10 protein-coding genes, 1 pseudogene and 1 riboswitch are annotated in these 11964 nt (G+C 55.0%); of the genes and pseudogenes, 4 read left to right on the plus strand and 7 right to left on the minus strand.

The annotated features are described in order from the left end of the window. The 5 genes from ACXJ5O_RS09235 to ACXJ5O_RS09255 form a co-directional block, all read right to left on the minus strand. The coding region (locus ACXJ5O_RS09235; protein ID WP_457299630.1) for an FAD-dependent oxidoreductase at nt 1-1673 on the minus strand (1673 nt) is incomplete at its 3' end. After that, the gene (locus ACXJ5O_RS09240) at nt 1670-3313 is read right to left on the minus strand and encodes a trimethylamine methyltransferase family protein (protein WP_457299631.1); all 1644 of its coding nucleotides are present in this window, start codon (nt 3311-3313) and stop codon (nt 1670-1672) included. The genes ACXJ5O_RS09235 and ACXJ5O_RS09240, both read right to left, overlap by 4 nt. Before the next feature lie 117 nt (nt 3314-3430). Beyond that, nucleotides 3431-4504, minus strand: a complete 1074-nt coding sequence (locus ACXJ5O_RS09245; protein WP_457299632.1) for a quaternary amine ABC transporter ATP-binding protein — start codon at nt 4502-4504, stop codon at nt 3431-3433. Further along, a complete protein-coding gene (locus ACXJ5O_RS09250) occupies nt 4497-5384 on the minus strand; it encodes an ABC transporter permease (protein ID WP_106710122.1) in 888 nt (295 codons plus the stop codon). The genes ACXJ5O_RS09245 and ACXJ5O_RS09250 overlap by 8 nt, the downstream gene beginning before the upstream one ends. Nucleotides 5385-5512: 128 nt before the next feature. Continuing rightward, entirely contained in the window at nt 5513-6514 is a 1002-nt protein-coding gene (locus tag ACXJ5O_RS09255) for an ABC transporter substrate-binding protein (RefSeq protein ID WP_457299633.1), read from the minus strand. Nucleotides 6515-7028: 514 nt separating this feature from the next. On the opposite strand from ACXJ5O_RS09255, the gene ACXJ5O_RS09260 reads away from it, so the two are divergent. Continuing rightward, nucleotides 7029-7166 carry a hypothetical protein gene (locus ACXJ5O_RS09260; RefSeq protein ID WP_457299634.1) on the plus strand — a complete coding sequence of 46 codons (138 nt, stop codon included), beginning with the start codon at nt 7029-7031 and terminating at the stop codon, nt 7164-7166. Nucleotides 7167-7461: 295 nt separating this feature from the next. Here the strand turns inward: ACXJ5O_RS09260 and mmsB are convergent. Then, nucleotides 7462-8364: pseudogene (mmsB, locus tag ACXJ5O_RS09265) on the minus strand (3-hydroxyisobutyrate dehydrogenase); the annotation flags it as partial. 13 nt (nt 8365-8377) lie between these two features. Continuing rightward, nucleotides 8378-9544, minus strand: coding sequence for an isobutyryl-CoA dehydrogenase (locus tag ACXJ5O_RS09270; RefSeq protein WP_457299635.1), 1167 nt, complete (start codon nt 9542-9544; stop codon nt 8378-8380). Nucleotides 9545-9651: 107 nt separating this feature from the next. Here ACXJ5O_RS09270 and ACXJ5O_RS09275 point away from each other — a divergent pair, with 107 nt between their 5' ends. From ACXJ5O_RS09275 to ACXJ5O_RS09285, 3 genes are all read left to right on the plus strand, one after another. Next, nucleotides 9652-11112 carry a cobyric acid synthase gene (locus ACXJ5O_RS09275; RefSeq protein WP_457299636.1) on the plus strand — a complete coding sequence of 487 codons (1461 nt, stop codon included), beginning with the start codon at nt 9652-9654 and terminating at the stop codon, nt 11110-11112. Nucleotides 11113-11168: 56 nt separating this feature from the next. Further along, nucleotides 11169-11404: riboswitch (cobalamin riboswitch) on the plus strand. A gap of 49 nt (nt 11405-11453) precedes the next feature. Further along, entirely contained in the window at nt 11454-11633 is a 180-nt protein-coding gene (locus tag ACXJ5O_RS09280; RefSeq protein WP_112528662.1) for a CbtB domain-containing protein, read from the plus strand. 124 nt (nt 11634-11757) lie between these two features. Then, nucleotides 11758-11964, plus strand: a 207-nt coding sequence (locus ACXJ5O_RS09285; RefSeq protein ID WP_457299637.1) for a CbtA family protein, incomplete at its 3' end; no start/stop codon positions are given.

An 11964-nucleotide genomic window follows, 5' to 3' on the forward strand; every position in this document is an offset into this window, starting at 1 on the left:
ATGTGATAGCGCTGCGCGGCGGACGATCCCCAAATCAGGAATMGGTCATCCGCTGCCTTTGCGATGGTGAAGTCACCGATGAGTTTGCCTTCTTCGTTTAGCATGGGAGTGAGGACCAGACGTCCAGTCTTCGGCATGGTGTTGGTCATTAGATGCGACAGAAAAGCCTCGGCACCTGCGCCCGTCACTTCATACTTGGCGAAATTGGCGATCTCGGTGACACCGACATTTGTCCGTGTTGCCCGCACTTCGTTGCCGACATGCTCGAAGTCGTTCGAGCGATGATAGGAGACGATATCGCGGGCTTCCGTGCCTTTGGGCGCGAACCAGAGCGGAGTTTCGAGACCCCAGGAATCGCCCATGACTGCATTCTGTGCGACCATTGTGTCGTAGAGCGGCGTCGTCTGCTGAGGACGCGCAGCGGGCAGTTCTTCGTTGGGGAAGCGGATGGAAAAGCGGCGCGAATAGTTTTCGCGCACCTTGGCATTGGTGTAGCGCAGGGTCGCCCATTCGCCGAAACGGGCGACGTCCATGCCCCAGACGTCGAAGCCAGGCTCGCCATGCACCATCCAGTTGGAAAGGGCGAGGCCAACGCCCCCGCCTTGGCTGAAACCAGCCATGACGGCACAGGCTGTCCAGTAATTGGTGAGACCAGGAACTGGGCCGACAAGCGGGTTGCCGTCCGGCGCGAACGTAAAGGGGCCATTGATGATCTGCTTGATGCCGGCCTTTTCGATACCCGGAAAATGCTTGAAACCCACTTCGAGGGAAGGGGCGATGCGGTCAATGTCCGGTGCCAGCAGTTCGTGGCCGAAGTCCCATGGCGTGTTCACAGGCGACCATGGCTTTGCCGCCTTTTCATAGGTTCCCAGCAGGATGCCGTTACGCTCTTGACGGGTATAGATCTCGCCCTTGAAATCCATGACGCCGATGAGTTCGCGCCCGGTGGATTTGTTGAACTCCATTACCTCCGGCACGTCCTCGGTGAGGAGATACATGTGCTCCATAGCAAGGACGGGCAGTTCGAGGCCAACCATGCGGCCAACTTCACGGGCCCACAGTCCGCCGCAATTGACGACATGCTCGGCTTTCACAGTGCCTTGCTCGGTGATGACGTTCCAGGTCCCATCTGTTTCCTGTGTCAGTTCAACGACGCGGTTACGCAAGCTTATTTGCGCGCCAAGCTTGCGCGCTGCCTTGGCATAGGCGTGGGTCGTGCCGGATGGGTCGAGGTGACCTTCGACTGGGTCCCACATAGCGCCGACGAAGTTGGTCTCGTCCATTAGCGGGAACATCGCCTTGGCTTCCGATGGCGTGATCAGTTCCGTATCCATGCCAAGGTAACGGCCGCGCGCGTGAGCGAGGCGCAGAAAATCCATACGCTCCGGCGAGTCGGCCATCATGACGCCGCCGGTCAGATGCAGGCCGCATGACTGTTCCGAAAGTTCCTCGATCTCTTTGTAAAGGCTGACCGTATAGGCCTGCAGTTTGGCCACGTTCGGATCGCCGTTGAGGGTATGAAAGCCGCCGGCAGCATGCCAGGATGAGCCGGATGTCAGTTCAGAGCGCTCTATCAGCAGGACGTCGGTCCATCCAGCACGCGCAAGGTGATAGAGGACAGAGCATCCAACAACACCGCCTCCTATGACAACTGCTTTAACGTGCGATTTCATATTCTTATGCCTCGTAATTGGAAATTTGATTCAATGTGTTGAGAGTCTGATTCAACTGAYCAGAAATCAGTGGGCGCGCCGCCTTCGGCCTTGCGCCTTGCAACGAAGGTATTGATTTCCTCTTCGATTGCTGGGTCGATCGCTGGTCTCACGTAAGTTGCCAGTCGTTCTTTCCAGACCCGGTTGGCCCGCTCGATCGCCGTTGGTGAACCGGCTTCTTGCCAGCTCTCGTAGTTGCGCCAGTCTGAAATAATCGGTGCATAAAAAGCGGTCTTGTAGCGGGATTGGGTGTGGGCAGTGCCAAAGAAATGGCCGCCCGGACCGACATCGCGCATGGCATCGAGACCCAACGCATCCTCCGACAGATCCAGCGGTGTCAGGAATTCCGCGACCATCTGCAGGAGATCGAAATCGAGGATCATCTTTTCATAGGAACAGCAAAGCCCACCTTCCAGCCAGCCCGCGGAATGCAGCATGAAATTGCCACCGCCCTGGATCGCGCCCCAAAGCGAGAACACCGATTCATAGGCAGCCTGGGCATCCACCGTATTAGCTGCGCACACATTGGATGTGCGATAGGGGATGCCATAACGGCGGGCCAACTGACCGCCAACCATCTGGGCTTTCATGTATTCCGGAGTGCCAAAGGCGGGAGCGCCCGATTTCATGTCGACATTGGAGGTGAATCCGCCATAACCGACGGGAGCGCCCTTCTTGACCATCTGCGTGAAGGAAATACCAGCCAACGCTTCGGCATTCTGCTGGACCAATGCACCGGCAATGGTTACAGGGGCCATGGCGCCCGCGAGGGTGAAGGGCGTGACAATGACGATTTGGCCATTGCCCGACATCTGAATGATGCCTTCCATCATCGGGATATCGAGCTTCAGCGGCGAATTGGTATTGATGATCGTATAGCAAGATGCCTCGTTCTGCAGCTGCTCGTGACTGACACCACGGGCGAGACGGGCGATTTCAATTCCATCCTGGTTCCGCTCCTTGCCGAGCGAATAGATGTGGAACGGCTTGTCGGTGAGCGTCGCAAGATCGCGTATGCATTCGAGGTGACGTACCGAAGGATGGATGTCGATCGGTTCTACAGGATATCCCCCGGTTGCATTGATGATATTGTGCATCTGAGCCAGTTTCAGGAAATTGCGGAAATCCGCCTGATTACCCGAGCGTCTGCCATTGTCGGTGTCGGAGCAATTCGGCGCCGATCCCATTTGGGCAAAGATCAGATTGTTGCCACCAAAACGCACATTATGTGCAGGGTTGCGGGCATGGAGGGTGAACTCCGAGGGTGCATGTCCGATGTATTCCAGGATCATGTCCTTGTCGAAATGCACGCGCATTGTGCCAGGTGTGACGTCCGCGCCGGCGTCTTTCATGATTTCGCGTGCACCGTCGTGCAGCACGTCCACCCCGATCTCCTGCAGCACTTTAAGTGATGCATCGTGGATCGATTCTAGTTCATCGCCGGAAACGATCTTTGTCGGTGTAAATGGGATTTTGAGCTGACGAAACGGTGGCTGATCGAAAGCACCGCTTTCAACGCTGCGTGGCCGCGCCCGCCCGCCACGTCTGCCATGGTCCCTGGCTGATGCGTTTGCGTCGGTCTCAACTGCAGGTTCACTCATTGCTCATGCCCTCATTCGCACCTGTCACAGGCGATGGTGCACTATCGCCAGAGCAGGGCGCAGGGTGCGCGGCGTGAGCGACGCCGAGCGCAAGGGAAGCGACACCTGGTGCGTTGGTTATTCCGCCGCAGCTTTCGATGTCAGATGGCTAATCGGCGTGACCATCGCTTGAATCAAATTGTTCATGCTGATGACGCCAGTGGGTTTCCCGTTATCATCAACAACCGTTGCGTATTGCTGGTTGGCGTCCGTCATTGTCTTGGCAGCTTCTTCAAGAATCGTGCCGGTTTTGACTGTTACACCGCCCGTTGCCGATGGCGCGCCGGATTGAGTGGCGATAGTGTCGACCATGATGACCCGGCCGCGATTGACCTCTTTCACGAAGCTCGAAATATATTCGTCTGCGGGTTTTAGAACGATATCCTGGCCGGTTCMTTGTTGAACAACTTCGCCGTCACGAAGGATCGCGATGCGATCGCCCAGCCGCAAAGCCTCATCGAGATCGTGGGTGATGAAGACGACCGTTTTCTTGATTTCCCTCTGAAGATCAAGAAGAACCGATTGCATGTCCATGCGAATAAGCGGGTCGAGCGCCGAAAATGCTTCATCCATCAGGAGGATAGGCGCGTCATTGGTCAGCGCGCGCGCTAGACCGACACGCTGCTGCATGCCACCGGAAAGCTGGTTGGGATAATGATCCTCAAACCCTTTGAGTCCCACCCGGCCAATCCAGCGCCTGGCCTGTTCCTCCTGCTTTTCCCGCGACAGGCCCTGTATCTCAAGGCCATAGACGGTGTTATCCAGCACTGTGCGATGGGGCAGCAAAGCAAACTTCTGGAAAACCATCGCCGTCTTGTGGCGCCGGAACTGACGCAGATCGTTCTGATTCATCTTGCAGACATCGGCGCCATCGATAATGACTTCACCGGCCGTTGGATCGATCAGACGATTGATGTGGCGGATCAATGTGGACTTTCCTGAACCGGAAAGCCCCATGACAACTTGTATGCAACCGGCCGGCATATCGATGTTGATGTCTCGCAAGCCAAGAACATGTCCATGGTCTTCATTGAGTTCGGTCTTTGACATGCCTTTCTTCACCGCCTCGACATAGGCCTGCGGTCTCTGGCCGAAAATCTTGTAGAGATTCTTGATCTTGATGCCTGCTCCCTGAACCGAACGATCAGCCATGGACAACCTCCTGGTGCTTCTGAAGACGCTTGCCATAGGCCTGACTAACGCGGTCAAAAATGATGGCTATGCCAACGATGGCAAGGCCGTTGAAAAGTCCAAGCGAGAAGAACTGGCCGTTCACCGAACGCAGCACGGGCTGTCCAAGACCCTGGACACCGATCATCGACGCGATAACCACCATGGCTAACGCCATCATGATTGTCTGGTTGATACCAGCCATAATTGTCGGAAGAGCAAGGGGGATCTGGACGTTTCTCAATCGCTGCCAACTCGACGAACCGAATGCGTCAGCTGCTTCCAGGACGTCCTTGTCAACGAGCCTGATCCCAAGATTGGTCAGGCGAATCATCGGCGGAATAGCGTAGATCACAACGGCGATAAGGCCTGGGACCTTGCCGATGCCAAGCAACATTACGACTGGAATCAAATAGACGAAGCTCGGCATTGTCTGCATTACGTCAAGAATGGGATTGACCATTCGCTGGAAACCATCAGAACGCGCCATCACAATGCCAATCGGGATACCGACGACGATCGAAACGACCGTGCCGACGAAGATCATGGCGATGGTCTTCATCGCATCACTCCACATATCGAAATAGCCGATCAGGAGAAGGGTCAGGATGGTGCCGCCTACGATCTTCCAATTGCGGCTGGCAATCCAGGCAATGCCGCCAATGAGAACGATCATGACTGGCCACGGCGTCGTCGTCATAAAACGTTCTGCCTGAATAAGGAAATATTGCAGGGGTTGAAAAAACGACTCGATAACATCGCCGTACTGACGGGTGAAGGCCTTGAAACCCTCGTCCATCGCCTTTTTCAGGTTGCGCAGCGTGTCGTCATTCATATTGGGAAATGAGTAAAACCAGTCCATTTGTCGGTGCCCCTTCTGTAGCCACTCCAAGCGGTACGCTTTCTGAATGGCTGAAGCGGTTGAACGTGATGGCGCTCAACCTATCAAGAGTGGGATACGGCGAAGCCCGGCTTCGCCGTATCCCACAATTATTGTATGGCTGCCTTGATTTTCTCGGCGGCTTCCGGCGAGACCCACTTTGTCCAAACCGTCTCATTGTTCTTGAGGTAATATTTGGCGCCATCTTCACCCGTTGCCTGGTTGTCAACCATCCAGGCTAGCAGCTTGTTGAACTCTTCAGTCGAAAGCTGCCGCTTTTTCAGATAGTCGAAGGCGGGGCCAGCAGCGTCGGAAAATTTCTTTGTGACAACCGTATAGATATCTGACTTCGCCCATCCATTCGGCTTTGGATCGGGACAATCGGCAACGACAGTGCAGCGTTTCCATTCGGCTTCGTCAAACGGTACGCCATTGTCGAGCTTGACCATGGGATACTTGCCGAGGATTGCGGTAGGGCCCCAATAGTATCCGAGCCAAGGCTCTTTGCGCTCATAGGCCTTGGCGATTGAGCCATCGAGACCCGCTGCTGAACCTGTATCAACAAGCGTGAAGCCATTTTTGTCGCCACCATAGGCCTTGTAGAAGTTGGTGGTCGTGATCTGGCAAGCCCAACCCGACGGGCAATTATAAACCGCGCCCTTCTTGGGGTCTTCCGGAGCGGGGAACAATTCCGGATGCTTCATCGCGTCCGCAATCGTCTTGATATCCGGGTGCGCATCGGCAAAATATTTAGGTATCCACCAGCTTTCCGTGCCGCCTTCAGTAATGGCAGGCGCTGCCAGGACCAGTCTGTCTTCCTTGACGGCCTTTTCAAGGAGGTCACGGACAGTGTTGAGCCAGCCCTCGGGCGCGATGTCCGGTTGACCCTTTTCCAACATCGACGTGAAAGTCGGAACCGTGTCGCCAGCGACCAGCTCGGCGTCGCAGCCATAACCTTCTGTCAGTATAATCTTGTCCAGATTGGCCAAAGCTTCGGCAGACGGCCAGTTCATATTGGCGATTGTTACAGAGCCGCATTCTGCAGCCGATGCCGATCCAGCATAGCCGAAAAGACCAGCGGCGAGTATAGTTGAAGCGAGTAGCTTCTTCATGTGCTTTATCTCCCACTCTTTGACAGTTCACCCGAATACGAATTCTAACTTGGTACTGTCCTACCCAGTTGTTCGCTTATGTGCCATTTGGCATCCTTATCCCGGCAGAATGCAATGCTTTCTTTGAATAAATGCGGTGCATCGCGACAAGGCCTGTCGATATAACGACGCCGGGACAATGAATGAGAACCAATGCACAATGTTCATCCAGGCATCGTAACAAACCAATAGATGAAAGATCAACGCCTTAGACAGTTTCCTTTATCAATTCATTTGGAAGCGCCGCGCTTTGCCAGATTGTGATTGTGCGGCGAGCTCTTCTGTTAACGCCACGCAATTATTTGGGTGCCAACGGTGCAATCGTATGGCAGGCAAGCAATTTCGCATGCCAGCCATGCAAATTTGCCTGACCGAATGCAGAAAATGCGACACGTCATGGCGAATTTCCCTGATCAAACTTTAGGCAAGAAGCGCATTTGAAAGGCAACAACAGTTTTCTCTTCGAGGTGCAGGAATGCTCTACATTTTTAACCGTAACAATCGTGTTCACATTTCGTGGAATGCCACCGAAAAGCGTAACGCGCCGTCCAGCAATCTTAAGAGCGGTATCGCCTCTGCGGTGTCGTTCATCTGGACGCGTTCCGCGGGCTGATTTACAAGCTGATCTATGCAAACCGCTGCCTTTTCAGGCGGCGGTTTTTCTTTGCGTTTCGGAACCGGAGCATTTGAAAAAAACCGCCCTGTCCGGGTGGAGCAGTGCGGTCTTTTTATACTGGATATAGTTCGAAGAAGCAGCAACTCCGGTACGCAGTACCTGATCCGGAGCATGTAAGCAGGGTCTTGGTCTGCTTACCTGTAAAGTTTTAACCGGACATCGTTACCGCGAGGTTAGCGAGAGCTTAAGCAAATCTAAATTTAGAGGTTTTCTGACTGCTTGCTCTGTGTTTTCAGTTATCACGGCTGGATTCGCGCAAGAAATTTACAATGCCTGAAAAATCAGAACCCTCATTGCCAGCTGCGCCGAACGCCGCGTAGAGCTCTTCGGCATGGGCGCCAAGCGGTGTCGCTGCTCCTACGCTCGCAGCGGCTTCCTGCGACAGCTTCAAGTCCTTCAACATTAGTGCCGCAGCAAACCCCGGCTTATAGCCATTATTAGCAGGAGAAGTCGCAACCGGGCCAGGCACCGGACAGTATGTGGTCAGCGACCAACATTGCCCGGACGACGTCGAGGCCACATCAAATAGCGCTTGATGCGAGAGGCCAAGTTTTTCCGCCAGTGTGAAAGCCTCGCTGACGCCGATCATCGAGATACCGAGGATCATGTTGTTGCAGATCTTTGCGGCTTGTCCGTTGCCGGCTTCGCCGCAATGCACTATGCGGCCCGCCATGGGTTTAAGAATGGGTTCAGCTGTCGCAAACGCTTCAGTGCTGCCACCAACCATGAACGTCAGCGTACCGGCTGCTGCGCCGCCAATACCGCCAGAAACAGGTGCATCGACCGAAAGCAGCCCATTCGCTTGAGCAATCTCGTGAGCATTTCGGGCCGAGTGGACATCGATCGTAGACGAATCTATGAAAAGCGCGCCTTTTCGCGCTTTTTTTGCAACAGCGTCATAAACCGTCAATACGTGTTTGCCTGCAGGAAGCATCGTGATGACGACATCGGCTTCAGCGACCGCTGTTTCGGCGCTGTCTGTAACATCCACGCCGTTACCTAGGGCTGTTTCAAGGTTTTCCGGCAGTAGATCGAAGCCCAGCACCTTTTGTCCCGCTTTGACAAGATTGGCCGCCATAGGATTGCCCATGTGCCCGAGACCAATAAAAGCGACAGTCGCCATTGCAGTTTTCTCCTGATGAAATTGTTTAGTGACTGGTCATATGCCGTGCGATGATGACGCGCATGATTTCATTCGTTCCTTCGAGTATCTGGTGAACGCGCAGATCACGAACGAGCTTCTCGATGCCATAGTCGTGCAGATAACCGTAACCGCCATGGATCTGCAGCGCGTCGTTGGCGACATTGAAGCCAACATCTGTAACGAAGCGCTTGGCCATGGCTGACCATTTCGACGCGTCATGGGCCTTTCGGTCGAGCTTCGATGCAGCCGTGTAGAGCAGCATTCGTGCCGCAGAAAGATCGGTCTCCATATCAGCAAGCTTGAACTGTAACGCCTGGAACTGGTTAATCGCCCTGCCAAAGGCCTTACGCTCGGAGGCATAGGCGACGGCTTTGTCCAGCGCCGACTGCGCACCGCCGAGAGAGCAGGCCGCAATATTGAGACGTCCGCCATCAAGACCACCCATGGCAATCTTGAAGCCGTCGCCTTCCTTGCCAAGACGGTTTGACACAGGAACCCGGCAATTGTCGAATATGACCTGCCTTGTCGATTGAGCGTTCCACCCCATCTTGAACTCATTTGCACCGAACGAAAGACCGGGGGCGTCTTTCGGAACTACAAGCGCTGAAATGCCTTTCGGTCCGTCTTCGCCGGTCCGCACCATTGTCACGTAAACGTCGGAGTCGCCAGCGCCTGAGATAAACTGCTTGGCACCGTTGAGCACATACTCATCGCCGTCACGCACCGCGCGCGTCTTCAGTGCTGCAGCATCGGAACCAGAATTGGGTTCGGTCAGGCAATAGCTGGCCAACCACTCCATGGACGTCAATTTCGGTACAAAGCGCAGACGTTGCTCCTCGTTGCCAAAGAGATCAATCATCCATGTCCCCATATTGTGGATGGATATGAACGCCGAGAATGCAGGGCAAGCCGCCGACAGGGCTTCGAAAATCAGAACGGCATCGAGTCGCTTCAGCCCTGAACCGCCCACATCTTCGCGGACGTAGATACCGCCCATTCCAAGCGGACCCGTTTCACGAATCACATCTGCGGGAAAATGCTTGTCGCGATCCCAGACGAGCGCATTGGGCGCCACACGATCAGCGGCAAACGCCCGGGCCATGTCCTGGATTGCCAGTTGGTCCTCGTTCAGCTCGAACTGACCGGTAGCCGAATCGACCAGCGTGTCCATTGTAACCTCCCTGCATTCTTGTTCCGTCCACTCTATCCCAAGCACCAAGTGGCGCAACGTCTTCGGTGGGGCTAGGAAGAGAAAGACATATCCGCTACTCAAAGCCCATGACGCACGCAATCATGTTGCAGGGAACTGGCTCTGATGTTGGGAAATCGGTCCTCGTGGCCGGACTTTGCCGGCTAGCGCGCAATCGCGGCTTGCACGTGCGCCCCTTCAAGCCGCAGAACATGTCCAACAATGCCGCGGTCAGCGACGATGGCGGCGAGATCGGCCGGGCGCAATGGCTGCAGGCACTGGCTTGCGGCGTGCCTTCATCGGTGCATATGAACCCCGTGCTTTTGAAGCCACAATCGGAAACCGGCAGTCAGATCATCGTGCAAGGCAAGGTCTGGGGACAGGCTAAGGGCCGCGACTATCAGAAATTCAAGTCACAGCTGCTCGATGCGGTCATGGCGTCGTGGGATGTCGTGCGGGACGGTGCGGATCTGGTTATAGTCGAGGGTGCGGGATCGCCTGCGGAAATCAATCTGCGCGCTGGCGATATCGCCAATATGGGCTTTGCCACCCGTGCCAAAGTGCCTGTCGTGCTCGTCGGCGATATTGACCGGGGTGGCGTGATCGCCTCGATTGTCGGGACCCATGCCATACTGGAGCGGCAAGATCGTGACATGATCATTGGGTATATCATCAACAAGTTTCGCGGCGATATTTCGCTATTCGATGATGGACTCAAATCCATAACGCAATTTACCGGCTGGCCGTCATTCGGCGTCGTGCCCTGGTTGAAGGACGCTTCGCGGTTACCCGCCGAGGATTCAGTCGTGCTGGAACGCCTGGTCAAAGGCGAGGGGCGTGCACTCAAAGTTGTCGTCCCTATCCTCGACCGGATTGCTAACTTTGATGATCTCGATCCGCTGATGGCAGAGCCCCTGGTGGACGTGGTCATGGTAAGAAGTGGCGAACGGCTGCCTGCGGATGCCGGACTTGTGATCATTCCCGGTTCCAAATCCACGATTGGCGATCTCTTGCGCTTCAAGGAAAATGGCTGGGACCGGGATCTCGATATGCACAGGYGGCGCGGCGGTCATATCATTGGCATCTGCGGCGGATATCAAATGCTCGGCCGCACTGTCCGCGATCCCGATGGAATTGAAGGAAATGTCACGGAAGTAGAAGGTCTCGGTCACCTCGATATCCATACGGTCATGGAACCGGAAAAGACGGTGCGCAACGTGGATGCTCATTCACTACAGTTCGATTTGCCATTGAAGGGCTACGAGATTCACCTTGGTAGAACAACGGGACCGGACTGCGAGCGGCCAACAGTGCGTGTCAATGGCACGGCTGACGGTGCTGCCTCCAGGGACGGCAAAGTTTTTGGCAGCTATTTGCACGGGTTGTTCGTAGACGATGGCTTCCGGGCGGCATTTTTACAATCCATGGGAATTGCTGCGGACGCGCTCGATTATCGTGCCGGGGTAGACCAGGCTCTCGATTCCATAGCCGGCCAACTGTCTGACGTGCTCGATATCGACCGGCTGCTCGCGCTCAAATCACAGCGATGATGCGGCAGCAGAGGTTGATGTCGCAGTTTCGTTTGACATTCGTGGCGCTTGGTGAATAACGTCACGGCATGATTGGTTCCCGATATCGGCCAAAGGCCAAGGGATCAAAAGGGAATGCGACGGCCGTACCCATCAGGGCGACCTAACCGCAGCCGACCCCGCGACTGTAGAGCGGCGAGGGTCAATGTCATCGCCAGAAGCGAAAGCTGATGGCAGCCACTGGGAAACCGGGAAGGCGGCATTGATCTTACGACCCGCGAGCCAGGAGACCTGCCAGTCATAGGGCAATAGTGCCCAAAACCGAAGGGGATTGTCCCTTCTGGCCCTGCACGGAGGTTGTTATGGCTGCTACTCGTACTTCGACTACGATTTCTCTCCCGCTCGCATCGCGTCTGACCACGGCGGTGTTTTCGCTTATGCTCGGCGTGTTCATCATATACGGTGTCGGTCTTTCGCATTCCGAAACGCTGCATGATACCGCGCACGACACCCGCCATTCATATGGATTTCCCTGCCATTGAGCTTTTTACTAGCTGAATAGACGATGCAGCTATCTGCTCTTACGCATTGAAAAATTACAATTTGTTTGGTCCGGGGCCTTTTCAGGTACCCGGCGTCTCGCTTTAGGGATGGGGAGTGAATTCCATGTTGGTTAAGTATCTTCTAGCTACTATAGTAGCTGGCCTGTTTGCCGGTATTCTTTTGACACCGGCGATGTACGTGCGGAATGTTCCGCTTATTCTGCATGCCGAGGAATATGAAAACGCCGGCGGTCATGAACATAGCCATGATGCTGCAGTGGCGGCGACTGAGGCTGCACCCGCTGCTGTAGCCCCGCACGAACACGAAGAA

It is taken from the genome of Phyllobacterium sp. P5_D12, assembly GCF_054049495.1.